Consider the following 20,185-nt stretch of genomic DNA (forward strand, 5'->3'; position numbering starts at 1 on the left):
CCCCTGAGCAAGACAGGAGACAACCATGAAGCAGGTTTTTAACCGCCGCTGGCCGATGGCGCTAGCGGCCCAGGCGCTGGCCGCCACCGCCGTCACAGCAGGCATTGCCGCTGCGCTGCCCGCCCAGGCGCAGAGCCCCTGGCCCGACAAGCCCATCAAGCTCGTCGTACCCTACCCGCCCGGCGGCAATGCCGACAACACCGCGCGCCTGCTGGCCACGCAGCTGGGCAACCGGCTGGGCCAACAGGTAATAGTAGACAACCGCCCCGGCGGCAGCGGCACCATTGGCGCGGCGGCCGTGGCCAAGTCTGCGCCCGATGGCTATACGCTGCTGCTCGATGCGACGGCCTTTACCGTCAACCCCAGCCTGTTCGCCAAACTGCCCTACCAGCCGGCCAAGGACTTCGCGCCGATCTCGCTGATCAACCAGGTGCCCTTGCTGCTGGTGGTGCCGGCCAACTCGGCACTGCATTCGGTGGCCGACCTGGGCCGCGCTGCGCAGGCAGCACCGGGCAAGCTCAGCTATGCGTCGGCCGGCAACGGCGGCGCACAGCATCTGGCCGCCGAGCTGTACAAGCAAGGCGCCAAGCTGGAGATGACGCATATCCCCTATCGCGGTGGCGCACCGGCGCTGACCGACCTGATCGGCGGCCAGGTGGATGTGATGTTCAGCGCCACCACGGCCAGTGGCCCCTTTGTCAAAGGCGGCAAACTGCGCGCGCTGGCCATCACCTCGGCCCAGCGCAGCGAAGGCTGGGAGCCAGTGCCGACGATGGCCGAATCCGGCCTGGCCGGTTTTGAGGTGAACGAGTGGAACGGCCTGTTCGCCCCGGCTGGCACGCCCCAACCAGTGCTGCAGCGGCTGGAGGCCGAAACCCGTGCCATCGTGGCCAGCCCCGAGATGAAGAAACGCTTCGCCGAACTGGGGGTACAAGGCGTAGGCTCCAGCGCGCAGGCATTCACGAGCTTTGTGCAGGCCGAGACCGCCAAATGGGCCGGTGTGGTCCGCGCCAGCGGCATTCGCATGGATTGAGAAAGAGACAAGCACATGTTCAAGAAGAAAAATCTGCCCGCACTGGCGCTGCCTACGCTGGTGGCGGCTGCAGCGCTGGCGGCCAGCACCAGCTTTGCGCAACCCCCCGCCTACCCGGCCAAGCCGGTGCGGCTAGTGGTGGGCTTTGCGGCAGGCGGCCCCACCGATGTGGTGGCCCGCGCCTTTGCCGACTACGCAGGCCGCAGTTTGGGCCAGCCTTTTGTGGTGGACAACAAGCCTGGCGCCAACACCATCCTGGCCGCCCAAGCGGTGGCCAGTGCCCCGGCCGATGGCTATACCTTGCTGTTTGCTGCGACCAACCACACGATGATTCCGGGCCTCTACAGCGGCCGGGTCAAGTTTGATGCGGTCAAGTCGTTCCAGCCGCTGTGCACCGTCAGCACCAGCCCGACGGTGTTGGTGGTGCAGCCGGGCTTGCCGGTCAAGAGCCTCGCCGATTACATGGCCCGCGCCCGCAAAGAGCCTGGCCGCACGACGGCCGGCACCGCCGGCATGGGCAGCTCCGGCCACTTTGCGACCGAGATGTTTGCCCGCGCCAATGGCCTGCAGCTGAACCATGTGCCCTACAAGGGCGCCGCCCCGGTGGTGACCGATCTGATGGGCGGGCAGCTCGACAGCTCGTTTGCCACCCTGGGCTCGGTGCTGCCGCAGATCAAGAGCGGCAAGCTCACGGCGCTGGCTGTGGCATCGCCCAAGCGGTCTTCGCTGCTGCCCGATGTGCCCACCTTTGCCGAGGCCGGTGGCGGCAAGTACGCAGCCGATGTCTGGTACGGCGTGATGGCGCCTGCCGGCCTGCCCGCCGCCATTGCCCAGCAGCTGGAAAAAGCCGCCCGCGGCTTTGCCGGCAACGCCGCCACGGTGGAGAAGCTGCACAGCCTGGGCCTGGATGCCGACTCGACCTGCGGCCAGGCCTTTGGCAGCCAGGTGGCGCGCGAAGTGACGACCTATACCCAGATTGCCCGCGACCTGGACCTCAAGGCCGATTGACCCAGACCTCGCACCCCAGACATACCTAGACCCCTTCAGGAGACAACATGCCCCGCTTTATCCAACCGCTGATCGCCGCTTGTGCACTGGCCGCCAGCATCGCCCATGCCGCCTTCCCCGAGCGCCCCATCACCATCGTCGTGCCCTACGCCCCGGGCGGCGCGGCCGATGCGGTGGCCCGTGTGCTGGCCACCCGCATGGGCAGCAAGCTGGGCACCAGCGTGATCGTCGAGAACAAGGCCGGCGCCAGCGGCACCATTGGCGCGAGCTTTGTGGCCAAGGCCAAGGCCGATGGCTACACCATGCTCTATGACGCGACGCCCTACTCGGTCAACCCGCACCTCTTCGCCAAGATGCCCTACGCCGCCAACGCGTTGCAACCGCTGTCGCTGGTGCTGCTGGCACCGAATGCGCTGGTGGTGAAGGCAGAGTCGCCGCTGAAGAATATCAACGACCTGATCGCCAAGGCCAAGGCCGAACCGGGCAAGATCAACTTTGCATCGGGCGGCAGCGGCACGGTGCAGCGCCTGGCGGCTGAGCTGTTCCGCCAGAAGCTGGGCCTGGACATGGTGCATGTGCCCTACAAGAGCGGTGGCCCGGCGATTGCCGATGTGATGGGCGGCCAGGTGGACTTCATGTTCGCCACCGTGGCCGCGTCCTACCCGCTGGTGAGCGGCGGCAAGCTGCGTGCGCTGGCCGTGTCTTCGCCCCAGCGCTCGGCCCGTCTGCCCGATGTGCCCACGGTGGCAGAGACGGTCATCCCCGGCTACGAGGCCTATGAATGGAATGGCGTGCTGTTGCCCGCCGGTACGCCAGACGCTGTCTCCCAACAACTGCACCAGGCGATTGCCGAGGTGCTGAAGGAGCCTGAAGTGCAACAGCGCCTGTCGGACCTGGGCGCACAGCCCGTGGGCTCGACACCGGCAGAGTTCAGCGCCTTTCTGAAAAAGGAAGATGCCAAATGGGGCGAGGTGGTGAAGAAGGGCAATATCAAACTCGACTGAGCTCCGCCCCACTGGCCGCTGCAGCAGCGGCCAGCCCCTTCATGAAACGCCTGCACCGCGATGACCTTGCCTGATCTCTCCACTCCCGTGCCGCATTCGGTCGGCCTGAACCGCCCTGCGCGCAGCCTGCCTGCGCTGGCCTGCGACAGCCATATGCACATCTTCGACACGCGCTTTGCGCCGTCGGCACACTGGCCGCGCACGCCACCCCATGCGCCGGTAGCTGCCTACCGGCAGCTGCAACAGCGCCTGGGCACCTCGCGCACGGTGGTGGTCACGCCATCCACCTATGGCACTGACAATGACTGCACCTTGGATGCACTCGACCAATTGGGCGACAGCGCGCGCGGCGTGGCGGTGGTCGATGCCGATGTGAGCGATGCCGAGCTGGCCCGCCTGGCGGCGCGGCGCGTTTGTGGGCTGCGGGTGAACTTTGTCTCGCCCCAGTCCTGGGGCACCACCACGCCCGGGATGCTGCAGACCTTGGCGCAGAAGCTGGCGCGCCACCCGGACTGTGCCGGCTGGCATATCCAGGTGTTTGCCGAGGCGGCGCAGATCATCGAATTGCAGCCGGTGCTGCAGCAGCTGCCGGTGCCCTTGGTCATCGACCATATGGGCCGTATGGATCCGGCCAAAGGCCCATCGGCCGAGGCCTATGGTGTGCTGCGCCGCTTGCTCGATGGTGGCCGGTGCTGGGTCAAGCTCTCTGGCCCCTATATGCGCTCCCAGGTGCATGGCCCCAGCTATGCCGATACCGTGCCGCTGGGCCGCGCGCTCGTGCAGGCTGCGCCCGAGCGCTTGGTGTGGGGCTCCGACTGGCCGCACACCACCGAGCGGCCGGGCAGCGTTAACGATACGGACCTGGTCAATCTGCTGCAGGTCTGGTCGGCTTCGGATGCGATGATGGACCGCATTCTGGTCGACAACCCCGCCCAGCTTTACGGCTTTCAGTCTTGCTGAACCCTGGCAAGATCCTGCACACACCCCTCCCGTTTTTGATGCCAAGAAGGCCGACCCATGTTTCTGCTGCAATCCCCTGAAGTCCGCACCCTGGAGACCTTCAGCGCCATGCCCGAATCCTTTCGCCGCCGCGAGCGCAGCGCCTGGGCCGATGCCAACCGGGCCGGTACGATTACCGATTCGTTTCTGGAAGGCCCGGTGTTTGACGAGGCCGGCAACCTCTATGTCAGCGATATACCCTGGGGCCGCATTTTTCGCATCGATGCGCAAGGCCAGTGGAGCCAGGTGGCAGAGTACGACGGCGAGCCCAATGGCCTGAAGTTTCTGGCGCCGGGCAAGCTGCTGATCACCGACTACAAGAACGGCCTGATGCAGCTGGATGTGGCCAGCGGCGCGGTGACGCCCTATCTGGAGCGCCGCAACAGCGAGCGCTTCAAGGGCGTGAACGACCTGATTTTTGATGCCGAAGGCAACCTGTACTTCACCGACCAGGGCCAGAGCGGCCTGCATGACCCGAGCGGCCGCCTGTACCGCCTGCGCCCCAATGGCCAGCTCGATCTACTGCTGAACCATGTGCCCAGCCCCAATGGCGTGGCGCTGTCACCCGATGGCCGCGTGCTGTATTTGGCGGTGACGCGTGGCAACTGCGTCTGGCGCGTGCCCCTGCTGCCCGATGGCAGCGTTGCCAAGGTGAGCCAGTTCTTCACCTCGTACGGGCCCAGCGGCCCTGATGGCCTGGCCGTCGATGCCCAGGGCCATGTGCTGGTCGCCAACCCGGGCCTGGGCTATGTCTGGGTGCTGAACCACCTGGCCGAGCCGGTGCAGGTGCTCTGCGGCATCAAGGGCAGCTCCACCACCAACCTGGCTTTTGGCGGTGCGGAGCGCAAGCAGCTGTTTGTCACCGATTCCACCTATGGCCGTATCTTGACGACGACCTTGGCCACCGCTGGTATGCCCATTCACCAGGGGGTCTGAACGCGGCCTCGGGCGATCCGCGTCCATCCCTACGGGCGCAGGTTTGACAGAAGCGCCCTAACGCAAGGTAAACGCAAAGCGCATCGTGTCATTCGCCGCCTGCGCCGGCACGCTGGCATGCACCTCGTTGGGGTAGCGCTGCAACCGCACGCGCAGGCCCCAGCCGGACAGTGCTTCCAGGCGCTCGGCCAGCATGCGGGCCGATTCGGGATCGCCATCGGCATCGTGGTCGCCCACGACCACCATCAGGCGGCTGGTGGCCCCCACCTTGCCGGCCTGCACCTTGTCGCGGAACACGCGCTCCTCGTCCAGAATGCTCTGGCCGTTCCACTCCATCGAGGGGCTGGCCGCCACAATCGCCTCAAAGGCCTGGGGGCGCTCGTACAGCGCGTAGAGCGCAAACAGCCCCCCAAACGAATGGCCAAACAGCGACTGGCGCTCCAGGTTGACAGGGTAGCGCTGGGCGATCTCGCGGCGCAGCTTGCCGGTCAAAAAATCCAGAAACGGCGCGCGCGCACCGCTTTTGTATTGGGCAAAAGGGCGCACCTCGGGCGACAGCGGCTCGCGCAGCTGCGCCGTGTAGTCGGCCATGCGGCGCACATCCCAGGGCTTGTCGCCCGGGTAGCCCACGCCGACGATGATGGCCTTGCCCACGGGCAGGTAGTCCTGCACCCAGCGCGCCTGCGCGAAGGAGCCAAAGTAGGCATTGCCATCGAGCACATAAAGTACCGGGTAGCCGCCCTTGGGGGGCTCGCCCTTCTCCGGTGCCGAGACAAAGATGCGGTAGACCTCGCCGTTGTCCGATGGCATGTCCCAGACCTGGGTGGCGGGCATCACATAGGGGCTGGCGGGTGTGGCTGCTGTGCTGGGCGTGGCCGCAGCGGGTGCATCGGCTGCAGTGCCTTGCTGGGCGGTTTGCGCCCCCGCCTGCGGCGCCGTGGCCAGCAAGCCGGCCAGCAGCACCGCGCAGGCGCTTGGGTAGAGGGTGGACAAGCGCATGGGTGGCTTAGAAATCATGGCGCAGGTTAGCACTGAACTTGCGCGGCTCGCCAAACGGCGCGTACTCGCGGCCATACAGGTGGCGGTAGCTGCGGTCCGTCAGGTTGCTGACGACCAGGTTCAGCTGGGTCTTGGGGGTAATGCGGTACTTGGCGTTCAGGCCCACCAGCACCAGCGCGCCTTGCTCGATGGTCCAGGCATTGGCGCCCGAGCCGCCGTTTTTATAGGCCTTGCTGGTGGCAGACACATTGCCGCCCAGCGACCACTGGGTGCCCGGCAGCTGGTAGTTCGCGGCCAGACGCATGCTATGGCGCGGCTGCTCGGTGCGGAAGCGCTGGTCCTTTTGCGGGCCGGCCACATACTCGGCCGAGGTATAGGTATAGCCCGCTGCCAAGTTCAGCGCGCGGCTGACCTGGCCGTTCACGCCCAGGTCAATACCTTGGCTGACGACCTTGCCCGCTGCGGTATAGCAGGCACCACCGCAGGCATTGCTGGGGTTGTTGGGCACCGAGGAATCCAGCACCGCCAGGTTGGACTGCGCCAGGCGGAACAGCGCGGCCGACACATTGAGGCGCTTGTTCAGCAGCTCACCCTTGATACCCACTTCGTAGTTGGCGCCGACCACCGGGTCGAGCACATTGCCATCCTGGCTGCGGTTGGTCTGGGGGTTGAAGATGTCCGAGTAGCTGAAGTAGGCCGAGTACTGGGAATTGATGTCATAGACCAGCCCGGCATAGGGCGTGACCACGCCCTTCTCTTTGGGCGCAACCACACCGGTCAAGGTATTCTTGCGCTCGTAGTTGCTGATGCGGGTGCCGGTGATCAGCTTGAGCGAGTCGGTCAGGCTCCAGCGCGCGACGCCATAGACGCCCATATTGCTGGTCTTGGTCTTGCTGGTCGATGCGCGCAGGCCATCGGGGATGGGGCCCAGGCCTTCGGGATCAAAGGTGTAGACATTGATCGGCGTGGTGGACGAGTAGCCGGTGCCGGCGTTCTCGTCGCGGTAGCTGGTGCCGTTGACGCCCAGGGTCAGCTCGTGGCGGCGGCCCAGAAAATCAAAGGGTCCGGTGGCATAGACATCGACCACCTGGGCGCGCATCACCGAGGTGTAGTTGCGCTGGCGGCTGCCGATGAACAGGCCATCGCCAGTGACAGGGTTCAGGCTGCCCGAGAGGCTGCTGAAGTTCTCGATATCATTGTTGGTCTTCTGCCAGGCGTAGTTGGCCTTCAGGCTCCAGGCGCCGGCCAGCTGCTGGGCCAGGCCCACGGTGTAGATGTTGTAGTCGCGCACCGAGCGATGGTCGGCATCGCCCCAGAAGGACGAGCGCGGCAGGCCGGCATCGCTGCCATCGGCCGCCAGCGGCACGCCAAAATGGCCCCGGCTGGTGTCCTTTTGCAGCTGCACGCTGGCGCTCAACGTGGTCGTGGGGCCCAGGTCGGCCTCGACAATGCCGTAGCCCGCATAGCGGTCGCGGTAGACATAGTGGGTGAAGGACTCGCTGTTATCAGACACGGCCACCAGGCGGCCCCGGATCACGCCCGAGTCGATCAGCGGGCCGGACACATCGCCGACCAGGCGCCGCTCTTTCCACGAGCCCAGCTGCACCTCGCCCTGCGCCTGGAAGGTATCGGTCGGGCGCTTGAGCACCATGTTGACCGTGCCGCCCGGGCTGCCTGCGCCGGCCAGCAAACCGGCCGCGCCTTGCAGCACCTCGACCCGGTCGACAAAGGCACTGTCGAACTTGGGCGAGCGGTTGCCGCTGTCGATGCCCGAAGGCGTGGCCATGCCATCGACCTGGGCCTGCATGCTGAAGCCCCGGCTGTAGTAGTTGCTGCCAATGCTGCCGCCATCGACCGCAAACACACCGCTCACTGCGCGCAGCGCGTCATCGACCGAGGTCATGCCGGCATCGTCCATCTGCTCGCGGGTGATCACCGTCAGGGTCTGCGGGGTTTCGCGCTGGCTCAGGTTCAGTTTGGCGCTGGTGCTGGACTGGGTTGCCGCATAGCTTCCGGTGCCTTCGGTGGTGCCGCTGCGGTGGGCCGCTGCCGTCACGGTGACGGTGTTCAGGGTCATGTCCGATGCCGCTGCGCCAGCCGCTGCCGCAGGGTTGGCCGCCGGCAGCTTGCGCAGCACATAGGCGGCCCCGCCTTGCTTGACCACCTCAAAGCCACTGCCGCGCAGCAGCTGGGCAAAGCCCTCCGCCTCGCCATAGCTGCCTTGCAGGCCGGCACTGCGCAGCCCCGCCAGGATGGACGGCTCAAACACCAGCTGCACACCGGCCGTTGCCGCGTACTGCGCCAGCACATCGGACAGCGGGCCCGCTGCAATCGCATAGCTCTTGGCGCCGGCTGCCGGCTCGGCCGCCATGGCAAACGGCGCTGCCAGCGCCAGGCCTGCGGCACTGCCCCCGACGAGGGTGGCGCGGATGGCGCCATGCAGCAAAGCCAGCGCAAAGCGTTCACGGTGCCGGCTGTGGCGTTGGGAAGAGAGAGTCATGGTTCGTTGTCCTGGTGATCTGGGAAAAGAGAGCGGCACTGCATGGCGCCATTGCCCTGTACACCGAACGAGATCCAAAAAGTGATCACATGGATTGAAAAATAGTTGAAAAATTTTTCCCTGCCGCCAACAGCAGCCTCTGTTGCGCCCCCTGTCCCCCAGGCGATGCCCCAGGCCAGCGCGTCAGCCAAGCGTAAGATCACAAAGATACATTTTGTAATATAAGGCAGCTCATGATCTGTGCGCAGCGTTTCAAGCGTCGCACCCCCATCAGCCAGCCGCACAAAGACAAGCATCCATCAGCAAACCAGGACAGGGGGACACCATGGCAAGACGCAAGAAAAGCAGCGGGTTCGAAGACATGCTGGATCTGCTGGCGCTTCTCCCCTGGTGGATCTGTGTGGCACTGGCGGGGGCCAGCTATGTGTTCCTGCACCGTCTGGCGGTGGTACTGCCAACGGCAGACCTGGTGGGCCGCCCCGGCGACATGATGGCGGCCGTGATTCAAAAGGGCTTCATCTATGGCCTGGCCTCCATCGGCCAGTACCTGCTGCCCTTGATGTGTTTGATAGCCGCCGCTATGTCGGCTTGGCGCAGAAAGCAGCGCAAGGCCCTGGTCAGCACGGTGGCTCAGGCGCAAGACGCCGCCGCGCTCGACGGCATCAGCTGGCGCGAGTTTGAGCTGCTGGTGGGCGAGGCCTACCGGCTGCAGGGCTTTCGCATCATCGAGCTGGGCGGCAATGGGCCCGATGGCGGCGTGGACCTGGTGCTGCTCAAGGGCAGCGAGAAATTCCTCGTGCAGTGCAAACAATGGAAGGCCCAGCGCGTGGGCATTGCCACCGTGCGCGAGCTCTATGGCGTGATGGCCGCCAGGGGCGCAACAGGTGGCTTTGTGGTCACCTCCGGCCGATTCAGCAACGATGCCCAGGAATTTGCACGGGGTCGCAATATCACCCTGGTCGATGGCCACCAGCTGTTTGCGATGGTGCAGCGCGCACGGCAATCGCTGGTGAAGGGGCCCAAGGCTACGCAAGCCAGCAGTACCCCAGCTGCTGCGCCAGTGCGCACCGCTGTTGCGACGGCCTCGGCTACCGCCCCTGTTGCAACCAGCCCTGCCCCGGCCCAACCCGCCTGCCCGCGCTGCAGCGCCGCAATGGAGCTGCGCACCGCACGCCAGGGTGCCAATGCCGGCAAGTCCTTTTGGGGCTGCTCGACCTTCCCCGGTTGCCGTGGCACGCTTGCGGCGGCGTGATGGATGGCTGAAGGTCTGTCGATGCGCTTGTTCTCCACGCCTCTCCATGCAAGCCGCGGCCCATCCACGCGGTCGCTGCTATTGCTGGCCCTGGTCTGCTGCGCCGCGCCTGCCTTTGCACAAAAGCCTGTCTACCGCTGCGAAACGGCTGGACGTGTGAGCTACTCGGATGCGCCCTGTGTAGGCGCGACGGAAATCGACGCCACTCCTACCCAGGGCATGGACAAGATGACGGGTAAGAGCCGCAAGGGCAAAGATGTGCGGCGCGACGAGTACAACACCGCCCTGGCAGAAGCCATCCAGCCCCTGACAGGAATGAACGCCGATGAGTACCGGGTGTACCAGCGCCGCTTCAAGCTCAGCCCCGCAGACAAGCTTGAATGCGCATGGCTGGACTCCCGCCTGCCGGCGCTCAATCAATCGGTGCAAACAGCGGCAGCCAATGATCTGGCACGTGCTGAAGTAGATCTGTACAAGGCGCGCAAGCGCTTCCATGATCTGAACTGCTAAGCGCTGCGTTCTCTCCCAGTTCAGTATTTTTCAAATCACAAGGAGCTTTCGTGGCATTTCTGTTATTTCTGGCCGTCTGCTACATCATCTTTGTGCACGTGCAGAAAGCCAAGTCTGACAAGGTCAGTGCTAGTACCCAAACGGCTCTCCAGGCAAAGCTGAAGGACAACGAGAACCTGATCAAAAATTTGCGGGCGCTCATTGTCGATAAAACGCTAGACCTTCAAGCACACGAGTCCACCATCGCGACCATGAACGCAAAAGTAAAGGCCTTGGAACCATTCCAAGCTTGTGCTGATGCAGCACAGGAGGCCAAGCGCATTCTGCAATCCGCCCATGACTCGCGCATTGAATCTGACCGTCAGGCAAGAGAGCACTATGAATCCCTTGCTCTCCAAGGGACCATTCTCCGTGATGAGGCCACCCGACTGTCCAAAGACCGCCGAGCTAAAATCGAACAACTGACCAAGGATGCCAACGACCAAGCCACGATGATTATCAACAGCGCCAAGGAAAGTGCGGAGCGAATTGCTGGTGACGCTTATCGCGCCCTCAAAGAGGCGGACTCTTTGAAGGCCACCTCTGAAGCGATACACAACATCATTCAAGGCTATGGCGACCGGTATCTAAAACCTACCTTTGGCTTGATCGACGAGCTCGCAGATCTGTACTCATTCGATGACGCAGGCAAGCAGCTCAAGATGGCAAGAGAGCGAACCTTTTTATTGGCGTCACATTTCAAAGCGGCCGAATGCGGCTATGTGGAGGCAGTCCGACGCACCACAGCCATCCACTTTGTCGTCGATGCATTCAATGGCAAGGTCGACACCATTCTGACCAGGGCTAAACAGGACAACTTCGGCACCTTGGAACAACAGATTAAAGATGCGTTCTCTGTGGTCAACCACCACGGCAGTGCATTCCGAAACGCCAGGATCAGTGACGAATATCTGGATGCCCGACTGCAAGAGCTACGCTGGGCTGTGGCAGTACATAGCTTGCGCGAGAGAGAAAAGCAGGAACAACGCGAGATTCGTGAGCGGATTCGCGAAGAGGAACGGGCTCGCAAAGAAATCGAGAAGGCACTGAAAGATGCCGCTAAAGAGGAGGAAGCTATTGAAAAAGCCATGCTGCGCATGCGCCATCACATCGAGAAGGCGAATGACGAACAACGCAGCAAATACGAAGTCCAGCTAGCCGAATTACAGCAACGATTGACCGAAGCAGAAGCTCGTAGCCAACGTGCACAGTCCATGGCGCAGCAAACCCGTGCAGGCCATGTTTACATCATTTCCAACGAGGGATCTTTTGGTGAGAGCGTGTTCAAAATTGGTATGACACGCCGCCTGGACCCTATGGACCGTGTCCGGGAACTGGGGGATGCCAGCGTGCCATTCTCATTTGACGTGCATGCCATGATCTGGTCGGATGATGCCCCAGGTCTTGAGCGCGCCATGCACATGGAGTTCATCAAGACCCAACTGAACAAAATCAATCCTCGAAAGGAGTTCTTTCGCATTGGCATTGGCGCACTACGCGAAGCCGTTGAGCGTCGAGGTATCGACGCATCATGGACAATGGCTGCCGCCGCTGCGGAGTACCGAGAATCGTTGGCCATCGAGGCAACCATGCATGCCAACCCATCGTTGGAAAATGAGTGGATGCGTCTACAAAATGACTATGAAATTCAGCAAGAAGCGGACTTGAACTCCTCCATGACTGACGATGGCGAGCTTAAGAATCTAGAACTGGCCGCCACTGAATAACGTGATGCAGTAGGCACTTATCAAAGATTCAACGCCAACTCCGGCCCCTCCGCCCAGGACACACAGGTACACATCGCATTGCCGCGCAATGCAGGTGCGATGCTGTCGCGGTGGATGGGGGTGCCGCTGACCACCTCGGTCAGACAGGCACCGCAGACGCCGCGCCGGCACTCGTAACCCGTCCAGGCGCCTGCAGCCAGCAAGGCATCCAGCAAGGATTGGCCGGGCGCCACATCCATGCTCAGGCCCGACTGCACCAGGGTGACCCGCAATGGGCCATCGCTGGCATCGGCAGCGGCGCCAAAGCTCTCGCTGTGGATGCGTCCGGGCGCCCAGCCCAGTTGCGCTGCGGCGGCGCGCACGGCGCCGACCAAGCCGGCAGGCCCGCAGACATAGACCTGGCTGCCGGGCACTTGCGCGGCCAGCAACCCGGGCAGGTCCAGGCTGCTGCGGCCGATGTGGGTCTGGGCCGGCAGGCCGGGTGCCAGCGGCCACAGCCGGGTCGTGTCGTGCACGATCTGGTGCAAGGCAAAGCTCTGCCCTGCTTGCTGCAGATGCTCGGCCATGCTCAGCAAGGGAGTGATGCCAATGCCGCCGCCGATCAAGAGCGCATGCGGCGCATCTGGCAGCAGTGCAAATTCGTTGGCCAGCTCCAGCACGCGCAGTTGGTCCCCCACCGCCAGCTGGTCGTGGACAAAATGTGATCCGCCCTGGCTCTGCGCAGTGCGCAGCACGGCGATGCTGTAGTGGTCCAGTGCCGGGCCGGTGTGCAGCAAGGAGTAGCGCCGCACCAGGCCGTCCAGATCCAGGGCGACGTGGGCACCGGGTTCTGCGCCGGGCAGCAGCTCGCCTTCGGGGTGGCGCAGAACCAGGCGCACGATGTCGGTGGCGATGGCTTGCTTCTCAGCAACCACCAGGTCCAGGCTTGTCAGGAGTTCCATAACAGTCTCAAGGGTTGTAGGGCGAGGCTTCCAGCAGGCGCCAGCGTTGGGGCAGGGTCAGCGGCGTGCTGCGCCAGCTGTGCACCTGGAACTCGATCCAGCGCCCGGTTCCTCCTGTCTGGTCGATGTCGGCCTCGACACCAAAATGGGCGCGCGCATGGCCGGTCAGCTGCAACTGGCGCGCGCGTTCAAAGTCCGGAAAGACCAGGCCACAGCGAGGCTCCAGCTCCAGATTGCCCAGGGTGTTGAACATGCTGTTTCCGTTGAAATCAGGAATGCGCAGCACCTGGCCCCGTTGTTGCACAAAGCCAGGCCGGCCACCCCGGTGCGATACATCGGCGTCCCCGCTGGGGCCCAGGCTGGCGATGAACAAGGTGTCGGCGCGAGCAATCCAGGCGGATGTGGCCTCGTCCAGCACCGTGCCCGAGGTGGCCGTGGCGCCGGCGCAGTGGTCAGGTGCGGATGCTGCCTCCAGCGGCAGCAGTTCGCGCTTTTGGATATAGCGGGGGCACAGTGCAAAGGCCTGGCCCACCGCCACCTCCAGCGCCTGCGCGGATGCCTGTGTCACATGGCCATTGATACGCAGGCGCCTGCGGGTCTGCAGCTCGATCAACAGCACGGCGACGGATTGCCCGGGCTGCAAATCTGCCATCGGGGCCATGCGGGCCAGCACACCCTGCGGGTCGCTGCTGGTCACCTGCAGGCTGCGCAGGTCATCGCTGGCCTGCACAAAGCCGGGCTCGACACTCAGCAGGCAAGCCCACAGGGCGCCTGCCGCATCGGCCGCGCCCACTATGCACCAGCGCTGCTGGGCGACAAAGTTGCGTGCGGCCGCTGGGATGCCGGTGCTGATGCTGCGGCTGTTGATCAGCGCCGTGCCGCGCTCGCCCGTGCGCTCCTGCACCAGGCGTTCGCCAGCGTGAAAGATGTTGTCGTCCATAGGGGCTCCTGGTCAGGTACAGGCTCGCAACAGGTGTCAGCAACCGGGCTTAGAAGGTGACCAGGGTGTGGCCCGCGTCCAGGTGGAGCGACAGATCCAGCACGCCGGTGGTGCCAGGGATGGACTTGTCGCGCACCAGTTCGATACCGGTAGGTGCCAGGCCTGCGCCCGCACCAAACACGTCGGCGCAGCCGCCGCAGGCAACGATATGGTCCAGCACGGCTTCGTACAGCGCATGGCCGGGGTGCTCGGGCTTGACCAGCTCGGCAGGCCAGCGCACGCCCGTGCCTTGGAACACCAGGTCGAAATCCCGGTTCTTTTCCTTGAGCTCGTAGGCCAGGAACAGCGCGTTCACGACGCGGCCCAGCGCTTCTTGCGTGCCGGATTGGGGATCGGAAAAAACAACGATGACGGTTTTCATAAATAGTCCTTGCGGCGGCGTTGAGACAAAACGAAGGTTGCCGCCACAGAAGTAAATTTATCTATTTACTCAAACGTGATAAATGTCAGAGAATTGATTTAATTCTTCCATTTTTTGCAGTAATCACCCGTACCATGGACCGCCTCCACGCGATAGATGTCTTTCTGGCCATTGCCGATTTGGGCAGCCTGACCCGCGCTGCCGAGGCGCTGGAGCTGTCCCTGCCCAGCGTGGTGCGCACTCTGGCTGCGCTGGAGAAGCACCTGGGCGTGCGCCTTTTCAACCGCAATACCCGGCGCCTGGCGATCACCGATGAGGGCCGGGCCTACCGTGTGCATGCGCTGGCCATCCGCGCAGCGGTTGCCGATTCGGAGCAGGCGATGCGCCGGGCCCAGGCCGAGCCCTCGGGCAGCATCAGCCTGACGGCCTCTGTCAAATTTGGCGAGTTGCATGTGGCCCCGCTGGTGGCCAGCTACCTGCAGCGCTACCCGCAGGTGGACGTGCAGCTCTTGCTGCTGGACCGCGTGGTCAATCTGGTCGAAGAAGGCCTGGACCTGGCCGTGCGCATTGCGCCGTTGCCCGATTCAAGCCTGGTGGCGCGCCATGTTGTGGACATCCACCAGGTGATTGCAGCCAGCCCCGCCCTGGTCGCCGCCTGCGGCCTGCCCCAGCAGCCGCAAGATCTGGCCGCCCTGCCCTGTATAGAGTTTGGCGGGGTGGGCGATGCCAACCTCTGGGAGTTTGTCAGCAAGGGCCGGCTGGAGCGGGTCAAGGTACAGGGCCGCATGCGCTGCAATACCGTCGGCGGCAATATCGCCGGCTGCATCGCCGGCCAGGGCTTTGGCCGTTTTCTGCACTACCAGGTGCTCGATGCGATTGCCCGTGGCGAGCTGGTCCGCATCCTGCCCGGCCTGGAGCCTGCGCCGCGCCCGCTGTCGCTGGTCTACCCCAGCAAGCAGCATGGCACGGCAAGGGTGGCAACGCTGGTCGAGCATCTGGCTGAGCATTTGCGTGCGCGGCTGGGGGAGTTTGCGCTGCCTACAGAACCGCGCTAGCTGACGTGGCTGAAGCGCCACGGCTAGTTCGCCGTTGCGGTATCGGCCAGCTCCCCCTTGAAGCGCCCGGCAAGATGCTCGATAAACGCCCGCACCACCGGCGGCAAGCCCCGCCTGGTGGTGAACACGATGTGCACAATGCCGGTCTCCGTACGCCACTGCGGAAACACATGGACAAGGCTTCCACGCTCCAGCTCCTTGCTGCAAAAGTGCTCGGGCAACAGCGCAATGCCCAGGCCAGCCAAGGCCGCTGAGCGCAGCGCGCCAAAATCGGCGCAGGTCATGCGGGGCGCGTGGCTGATGGCACGGGGCTGGCCATCGCCATCCCAAAACTCCCAGGTGATGGTGCCGGTCTGCTCGGTGCTGGCCAAGGTAGGCAGCTCGCCCAGCAGCTGCAGATCGCCCTTTTTGCACTGCTTGGCCAGGCTGGGCGCAGCCACCAGAATGCGGCTTGAATGGCCCAGGGTGCGCATCACTAGCGCGGCATCGGTCGTCAAGCTGGTGCGCACGCGGATGGCCACATCGATGCGCTCATCGATCAGGTTGACGGGCCGGTCGGCGGCCACCATCTGCAGCTGCGCCTTGGGGTAGGTCTGCAAAAAATCGGTCAAGGTGGGCGAGAGGATTTCCATCAGCCCCAAGGGGCAGCTGCAGCGCACGACGCCATGGGGCTCGCCCAGCGCATCGGACACCACAGCATCGGCCTGCTGCACATCGAGCACGATGGTGCGGCAGCGCTCGTAAAAGGCCTGGCCGACCTCGGTCACCCGAAAGCGCCGGGTGGACCGCTCGATCAAGCGCACACCCAAGCGCGACTCCAACGCTGCAATGCGCCGGCTCAACGTGGACTTGGGCATGCCCAGCGCACGGCCTGCTGCGGCAAAGCCGCTGTGCAGCACCACCTCGGCGAACAGCGCGTAGTCGTTGATATCTCGCATGGGCCTCGCTCCTGTTTTTTGTCTCAATATTGGAACAATGATATCCATTTTGGCCATCTACTCAAAACTTTGTTCCACCTGCATCATTGCACCACTGCGACGAACGGTTCGCCGCACACATCAAGGAGTAGGAAAAATGGAACGCAAGTTTGACAACAAGGTCGTCGTCGTCACCGGTGGCACCAGCGGTATTGGCCTGGCCACCGCCAAGAAATTTGCCAGCGAAGGCGCCTATGTGTTTGTGACCGGCCGCCGCCAGGAAGAGCTGGACAAGGCCGTCAAGGCGATTGGCCCCCGCGCTACCGGTGTGCGGGCCGACATGTCCAAGCTGGCCGACATTGACCGCCTCTACGACGCCGTGCAGCAAAGCCACCCGCAAATCGATGTGCTGTACGCCAATGCCGGCGGCGGCTCGATGCTGCCCCTGGGCGCCATCACCGAAGCGCATTTCGACGCCACCTTTGGCACGAATGTGAAGGGCCTCGTGTTTACCGTGCAAAAGGCCTTGCCGCTGCTGCGTGATGGCGCCTCCGTCGTGCTGACCGGCTCGGTCGTCGGCTCCACCGGCACCGCCGCCTTCAGCATCTACAGCGCCTCCAAGGCCGCCGTGCGCAATCTCGCCCGCAGCTGGACCCTGGACCTGAAGGAGCGCGGCATCCGCGTCAATGTCGTCAGCCCCGGCCCCATCCGCACCCCTGGCCTGGTGGAGCTGGCCGGCAACGATGCCGCGCAGCAGCAAGGCCTGCTGGACTACATGGCCAGCCAGGTGCCGATCGGCCGTGTCGGTGAAGTCGATGAGATCGCGGATGCGGTGCTCTTCCTGTCCTCGCCTCAGGCAAAGTTCATCGCCGGTACCGAGCTGTTTGTCGATGGTGGCTTGGCGCAGGTTTGAAGCATGGGACACAAATGCCAAGCAGCGGGCGGCAAGCGTAGCCTGCTGCCCGCAGCCCGCAAGGACTGCATGCTGCACCCAACAGCAAAAAGGCCCGCAATGGCGGGCCTCGTCTTGCCAGCGCAAAGGCTTAGGCGGCAGGGCGGCCAGCGCGCTTTTTGCGCATAAAGGCAAAGAAGCCAATACCGGCCAGCAGGCCCGAGGTCAGCATCAGGCTCCAGTCGGACAGCGTAGGCACGGGTACGGATACTGCGGGAGCGACCGGTGTGGTCACTGCGCCATCGTCGGCACAGACCTGGATCCAGCCCGGCCAGCCCCCGCCCATCGCCACAGTGATGCTGTTGACGGTGGCTGGTGGATTGTTGGTCAGCGTCAAAGTACCGGACGAGAAGGGGGATGCCGTGCCGGTATACCCAGTGTCCTTGATCACCAGGGGGTTGGTTGCAGTGCTGCCCGCCAGCGGCTCGCCGATGTCTGCAGCAACGGATTGGTATAGATCGCCGTTGAGGCGCACACGCAGCGACGAGCCCAGGGTCCGGATTCCGTGGGCCTTGATGCTTACCGTGCTGGTCTGCAACGGCTTGTCAAAGGTGTAGGTGCACGACTGCGCGCCGCCTGTGAGCTGGGCCGTCCCTGGCTCAAAAGGGCCTGCAGTGACTGTGTTGTCTTGGCAAGTTCCGCTCACGGTTGCAGTGACGGCGCCATAGGTGGTAGCGCCACCGCTTCCACTGACAAAACACTGTTGGGCGGCATGGGCTGCATGGAGCGTGCCGAGGCTAAGAAGTACTGCAGAGGCCAAACGGAAGGTGGGGAACATACTGATACACACAGTTGCACTAGGAATCAATATGTTAACAGCAGACCCAGCGCAGTTACCGCAAAAATTGACATATATCAATTCATTTATTCTAATAAAAACAATAACAATCGACGTTTCAACCGAGATAGACGTCTTCTGTAAAAATGCAGGCAAAGCATATTTTTTGACCGAATTGTCAATTATCCAAGTCTGATTGATTCACAAAAAAACGCCAGCTCGGTTGGCGGAGCTGGCGTAAGGCCGGTAAGCGAGAGAGCGCTTGTTCCACCGGCGAGGAGTCGGGCAAGCGGGCCCCGGGCCGCGCTTGCATCGGGGTCAGGTCAGGGCATCAGAAGGCGGCGGGGCGCCATTTGAGCAGGCGTTTTTCCAGGCGGGTGAGCAAGAAGTCGGCGCCCAGGGCCACCACGGCCAGCACGATCATCGCGGCGAACACACCGCTGGCGTTGAAAGCTCCCTGCGCGGTGGAGATCAGCAGGCCGATACCCTCCTTGGCGCCGAGGAACTCGCCCACCACGGCGCCGACCAGCGCAAAACCAAAGCTCACATGCAGGCTGGCCAGAATCCAGGACATGGCCGAAGGAATCACCACCGACATGGTGACCTGGCGCGGCGATGCACCGAGGATCTGGGCATTGGCGATCATGTACTTGTCGGCTTCACGCACGCCCTGGAAGGCATTGGCAAACACCACAAAGAAGACCATCACGACAGCCAGTGCCACCTTGGACGCCATGCCCAGGCCCAGCGCAATGACAAACACCGAGCCCAGCACCACACGGGGGATGGAGTTGGCGATCTGGATGTAGATGGAGAACACATCGGACAGCAGCTTGTTGCGGCCCAGCACAATGCCGCAGATGACGCCAGCGATGGAGCCGATCAGAAAGCCGATGACCGTCTCTTCCAACGTGACCAGCACCTGCTGCCACAGCGGGCCTTGCGATGTGCCGTCACGCACCCATTCCACAATCTGGTTCCAGATCATCGAGGGCATCGAGTAGAAGAAGGGGTCGATCCACTTCATGCGGGCCGAGACTTCCCAGCCGCCCAGCACGGCGACCAGCACCAGCAGGCGCAGACCGATGATGACGGCCTTGCGGCGTTTGATGGCCGCCTGCGCGGCCACCGATTCCTGCGCGAGCGCAGCGTCGCTCACGGCAGCGGGGATGTGGTCTGGCGCAGCCGGTGCGGGTGGCGGGCTGTGGGTGGCGGCGGGGTTGAGGGTGAGTTCCGACATGGTGTGTTCCTTGCCTTGTATTACTGGATATGGACTTCTTCGCGCAGGTCATCCCAGATGCGCTTGGACAGGTCGATGAACTGCGGGTCATAGCGCACCTCGCTCATCACGCGGGGGCGTGGCAGGTCGATCTCGTACACACGCTTCAACGTGGCGGGGCGGGCCGTCAGCACAAACACGCGGTCGGCCAGCGCAATCGCCTCTTCCAGGTCATGGGTCACGAACACGACCGAGCCGCCGGAGGCCGACCACAGGCGCAGCAGCTCGTCCTGCATCAGGGTGCGGGTCTGCATGTCCAACGCCGAGAAGGGCTCGTCCATCAGCAGGATTTCCGGCTGGTTGATAAAGGTCTGCGCCAGCGCCACGCGCTTGCGCATGCCGCCCGAGAGCTGGTGCGGGTAGTGGTTGCCAAAGTTGGCCAGGCCCACGCGGTGGATCCACTCGTCGGCCAGCTTGAGCGCCTGCTCGCGGGGGGTGCCGCGAAAGATGGGGCCGGCGGCCACGTTGTCGCGCACCGATTTCCAGGGGAAGACGGCATCGGCCTGGAATACGAAGCCGATGCGCGGATCGATCTGCTCGACCTTCTTGCCCATCACGCGCACCTCGCCCACCGTTGGTTGCAGCAAGCTCGTGATCAGGTTCAATGTGGTGGATTTGCCACTGCCGGTGGGGCCGACGATGGCGATGAATTCGCCCTTGGCCACCGACATCGAAAAATTGCGCAGGGCCAGGGTCGCTGTGCCGTCCGGCGCGATGAAGCGCAGCGACACCTTGTCGAATTCAATGGCCGCATCGGCTGATTTTGCAGAGGCAGCGGCGTTTTTGGGCTGCAGGCTGCTGGACGGTTGCTGGCTGGCAACCGCCTGGGTGGCATAGGACATGGTGGTCTCCCGGATGTGGGTGGTGGGGCGCGCGGGCTGCAGCACGGCGGGGC

The 20,185-nt window shown here is 63.7% G+C and carries 20 protein-coding genes; 10 read left to right on the top strand and 10 right to left on the bottom strand.

All coding sequences use genetic code 11. The features are described 5' to 3' along the window. Window positions 1-25 precede the first annotated feature (25 nt). Genes ACHWUQ_RS19550 through ACHWUQ_RS19570 form a run of 5 tightly spaced genes read left to right on the top strand, consistent with a single transcriptional unit; the run spans window position 26 to window position 4,980 of the window. Complete coding sequence (locus tag ACHWUQ_RS19550) at window positions 26-1,033, top strand: tripartite tricarboxylate transporter substrate binding protein (protein ID WP_394682152.1); 1,008 nt, start codon at window positions 26-28, stop codon at window positions 1,031-1,033. Between the two features lie 15 nt (window positions 1,034-1,048). After that, complete coding sequence (locus tag ACHWUQ_RS19555; protein ID WP_394682153.1) at window positions 1,049-2,041, top strand: tripartite tricarboxylate transporter substrate binding protein; 993 nt, start codon at window positions 1,049-1,051, stop codon at window positions 2,039-2,041. Window positions 2,042-2,088: 47 nt separating this feature from the next. Beyond that, a complete protein-coding gene (locus tag ACHWUQ_RS19560) occupies window positions 2,089-3,045 on the top strand; it encodes a tripartite tricarboxylate transporter substrate binding protein (RefSeq protein ID WP_394682154.1) in 957 nt (318 codons plus the stop codon). A 60-nt stretch (window positions 3,046-3,105) separates the two neighbouring features. Next, window positions 3,106-4,005, top strand: coding sequence for an amidohydrolase family protein (locus ACHWUQ_RS19565; RefSeq protein ID WP_394682155.1), 900 nt, complete (start codon window positions 3,106-3,108; stop codon window positions 4,003-4,005). A gap of 57 nt (window positions 4,006-4,062) precedes the next feature. Beyond that, window positions 4,063-4,980, top strand: coding sequence for an SMP-30/gluconolactonase/LRE family protein (locus tag ACHWUQ_RS19570; RefSeq protein ID WP_394682156.1), 918 nt, complete (start codon window positions 4,063-4,065; stop codon window positions 4,978-4,980). 57 nt (window positions 4,981-5,037) lie between these two features. On the opposite strand, the gene ACHWUQ_RS19575 is transcribed toward ACHWUQ_RS19570, so the two are convergent. From ACHWUQ_RS19575 to ACHWUQ_RS19585, 3 genes are read right to left on the bottom strand one after another with little or no spacing between them, the layout of a single operon-like run. Continuing rightward, window positions 5,038-5,979 (bottom strand): alpha/beta hydrolase, encoded by a 942-nt coding sequence (locus tag ACHWUQ_RS19575; protein WP_394682157.1) that lies wholly within the window; start codon window positions 5,977-5,979, stop codon window positions 5,038-5,040. A 7-nt stretch (window positions 5,980-5,986) separates the two neighbouring features. After that, window positions 5,987-8,479 (bottom strand): TonB-dependent siderophore receptor, encoded by a 2,493-nt coding sequence (locus ACHWUQ_RS19580; protein ID WP_394682158.1) that lies wholly within the window; start codon window positions 8,477-8,479, stop codon window positions 5,987-5,989. After that, on the bottom strand, window positions 8,476-8,775 hold the full coding sequence (locus ACHWUQ_RS19585; protein ID WP_394682159.1) for a hypothetical protein: 300 nt from the start codon (window positions 8,773-8,775) through the stop codon (window positions 8,476-8,478). Before ACHWUQ_RS19585 ends, ACHWUQ_RS19580 begins: the two co-directional genes overlap by 4 nt. Window positions 8,776-8,804: 29 nt before the next feature. Here ACHWUQ_RS19585 and ACHWUQ_RS19590 point away from each other — a divergent pair, with 29 nt between their 5' ends. The 3 genes from ACHWUQ_RS19590 (at window position 8,805) to ACHWUQ_RS19600 (ending at window position 12,007) form a co-directional block, all read left to right on the top strand. Beyond that, a complete protein-coding gene (locus ACHWUQ_RS19590; protein ID WP_394682160.1) occupies window positions 8,805-9,731 on the top strand; it encodes a restriction endonuclease in 927 nt (308 codons plus the stop codon). A gap of 81 nt (window positions 9,732-9,812) precedes the next feature. Continuing rightward, window positions 9,813-10,241, top strand: coding sequence for a DUF4124 domain-containing protein (locus ACHWUQ_RS19595; protein ID WP_394682161.1), 429 nt, complete (start codon window positions 9,813-9,815; stop codon window positions 10,239-10,241). Between the two features lie 50 nt (window positions 10,242-10,291). Continuing rightward, window positions 10,292-12,007, top strand: coding sequence for a DUF4041 domain-containing protein (locus tag ACHWUQ_RS19600; protein ID WP_394682162.1), 1,716 nt, complete (start codon window positions 10,292-10,294; stop codon window positions 12,005-12,007). A gap of 20 nt (window positions 12,008-12,027) precedes the next feature. Here the strand turns inward: ACHWUQ_RS19600 and ACHWUQ_RS19605 are convergent, their stop codons facing one another. From ACHWUQ_RS19605 to ACHWUQ_RS19615, 3 genes are read right to left on the bottom strand one after another with little or no spacing between them, the layout of a single operon-like run. Continuing rightward, the gene (locus tag ACHWUQ_RS19605) at window positions 12,028-12,948 is read right to left on the bottom strand and encodes a PDR/VanB family oxidoreductase (RefSeq protein ID WP_394682163.1); all 921 of its coding nucleotides are present in this window, start codon (window positions 12,946-12,948) and stop codon (window positions 12,028-12,030) included. A 7-nt stretch (window positions 12,949-12,955) separates the two neighbouring features. Beyond that, entirely contained in the window at window positions 12,956-13,888 is a 933-nt protein-coding gene (locus ACHWUQ_RS19610) for a pyridoxamine 5'-phosphate oxidase family protein (protein WP_394682164.1), read from the bottom strand. A 49-nt stretch (window positions 13,889-13,937) separates the two neighbouring features. After that, the gene (locus ACHWUQ_RS19615) at window positions 13,938-14,309 is read right to left on the bottom strand and encodes a hypothetical protein (protein WP_394682165.1); all 372 of its coding nucleotides are present in this window, start codon (window positions 14,307-14,309) and stop codon (window positions 13,938-13,940) included. A gap of 134 nt (window positions 14,310-14,443) precedes the next feature. On the opposite strand from ACHWUQ_RS19615, the gene ACHWUQ_RS19620 reads away from it, so the two are divergent. After that, window positions 14,444-15,364 carry a LysR substrate-binding domain-containing protein gene (locus ACHWUQ_RS19620; RefSeq protein WP_394682166.1) on the top strand — a complete coding sequence of 307 codons (921 nt, stop codon included), beginning with the start codon at window positions 14,444-14,446 and terminating at the stop codon, window positions 15,362-15,364. 23 nt (window positions 15,365-15,387) lie between these two features. Here ACHWUQ_RS19620 and ACHWUQ_RS19625 read toward each other — a convergent pair whose 3' ends face one another. Then, window positions 15,388-16,302, bottom strand: a complete 915-nt coding sequence (locus ACHWUQ_RS19625; RefSeq protein WP_312834625.1) for a LysR family transcriptional regulator — start codon at window positions 16,300-16,302, stop codon at window positions 15,388-15,390. Window positions 16,303-16,438: 136 nt separating this feature from the next. Between ACHWUQ_RS19625 and ACHWUQ_RS19630 the strand changes: the two genes are divergently transcribed. Continuing rightward, complete coding sequence (locus ACHWUQ_RS19630; RefSeq protein ID WP_394682167.1) at window positions 16,439-17,194, top strand: SDR family oxidoreductase; 756 nt, start codon at window positions 16,439-16,441, stop codon at window positions 17,192-17,194. A 130-nt stretch (window positions 17,195-17,324) separates the two neighbouring features. Here the strand turns inward: ACHWUQ_RS19630 and ACHWUQ_RS19635 are convergent, their stop codons facing one another. The 3 genes from ACHWUQ_RS19635 to ACHWUQ_RS19645 form a co-directional block, all read right to left on the bottom strand. Continuing rightward, the gene (locus ACHWUQ_RS19635; RefSeq protein ID WP_394682168.1) at window positions 17,325-17,771 is read right to left on the bottom strand and encodes an IPTL-CTERM sorting domain-containing protein; all 447 of its coding nucleotides are present in this window, start codon (window positions 17,769-17,771) and stop codon (window positions 17,325-17,327) included. 571 nt (window positions 17,772-18,342) lie between these two features. Next, on the bottom strand, window positions 18,343-19,251 hold the full coding sequence (locus tag ACHWUQ_RS19640; protein WP_394682169.1) for an ABC transporter permease: 909 nt from the start codon (window positions 19,249-19,251) through the stop codon (window positions 18,343-18,345). Between the two features lie 20 nt (window positions 19,252-19,271). Next, window positions 19,272-20,132, bottom strand: coding sequence for an ABC transporter ATP-binding protein (locus ACHWUQ_RS19645; RefSeq protein WP_239811442.1), 861 nt, complete (start codon window positions 20,130-20,132; stop codon window positions 19,272-19,274). Window positions 20,133-20,185: the final 53 nt, after the last annotated feature.

Source organism: uncultured Comamonas sp. (assembly GCF_964277875.1).
Classification (GTDB): domain Bacteria; phylum Pseudomonadota; class Gammaproteobacteria; order Burkholderiales; family Burkholderiaceae_C; genus Comamonas; species Comamonas sediminis.

Coding starts and splice junctions, on each gene's coding strand:
- ACHWUQ_RS19550 (WP_394682152.1), top strand. CDS start 26: ATGAAGCAGGTTTTTAACCGCCGCTGGCCGATGGCGCTAGCGGCCCAG.
- ACHWUQ_RS19555 (WP_394682153.1), top strand. CDS start 1,049: ATGTTCAAGAAGAAAAATCTGCCCGCACTGGCGCTGCCTACGCTGGTG.
- ACHWUQ_RS19560 (WP_394682154.1), top strand. CDS start 2,089: ATGCCCCGCTTTATCCAACCGCTGATCGCCGCTTGTGCACTGGCCGCC.
- ACHWUQ_RS19565 (WP_394682155.1), top strand. CDS start 3,106: ATGACCTTGCCTGATCTCTCCACTCCCGTGCCGCATTCGGTCGGCCTG.
- ACHWUQ_RS19570 (WP_394682156.1), top strand. CDS start 4,063: ATGTTTCTGCTGCAATCCCCTGAAGTCCGCACCCTGGAGACCTTCAGC.
- ACHWUQ_RS19575 (WP_394682157.1), bottom strand. CDS start 5,979: ATGCGCTTGTCCACCCTCTACCCAAGCGCCTGCGCGGTGCTGCTGGCC.
- ACHWUQ_RS19580 (WP_394682158.1), bottom strand. CDS start 8,479: ATGACTCTCTCTTCCCAACGCCACAGCCGGCACCGTGAACGCTTTGCG.
- ACHWUQ_RS19585 (WP_394682159.1), bottom strand. CDS start 8,775: ATGCTTGTCTTTGTGCGGCTGGCTGATGGGGGTGCGACGCTTGAAACG.
- ACHWUQ_RS19590 (WP_394682160.1), top strand. CDS start 8,805: ATGGCAAGACGCAAGAAAAGCAGCGGGTTCGAAGACATGCTGGATCTG.
- ACHWUQ_RS19605 (WP_394682163.1), bottom strand. CDS start 12,948: ATGGAACTCCTGACAAGCCTGGACCTGGTGGTTGCTGAGAAGCAAGCC.
- ACHWUQ_RS19610 (WP_394682164.1), bottom strand. CDS start 13,888: ATGGACGACAACATCTTTCACGCTGGCGAACGCCTGGTGCAGGAGCGC.
- ACHWUQ_RS19615 (WP_394682165.1), bottom strand. CDS start 14,309: ATGAAAACCGTCATCGTTGTTTTTTCCGATCCCCAATCCGGCACGCAA.
- ACHWUQ_RS19620 (WP_394682166.1), top strand. CDS start 14,444: ATGGACCGCCTCCACGCGATAGATGTCTTTCTGGCCATTGCCGATTTG.
- ACHWUQ_RS19625 (WP_312834625.1), bottom strand. CDS start 16,302: ATGCGAGATATCAACGACTACGCGCTGTTCGCCGAGGTGGTGCTGCAC.
- ACHWUQ_RS19630 (WP_394682167.1), top strand. CDS start 16,439: ATGGAACGCAAGTTTGACAACAAGGTCGTCGTCGTCACCGGTGGCACC.
- ACHWUQ_RS19640 (WP_394682169.1), bottom strand. CDS start 19,251: ATGTCGGAACTCACCCTCAACCCCGCCGCCACCCACAGCCCGCCACCC.
- ACHWUQ_RS19645 (WP_239811442.1), bottom strand. CDS start 20,132: ATGTCCTATGCCACCCAGGCGGTTGCCAGCCAGCAACCGTCCAGCAGC.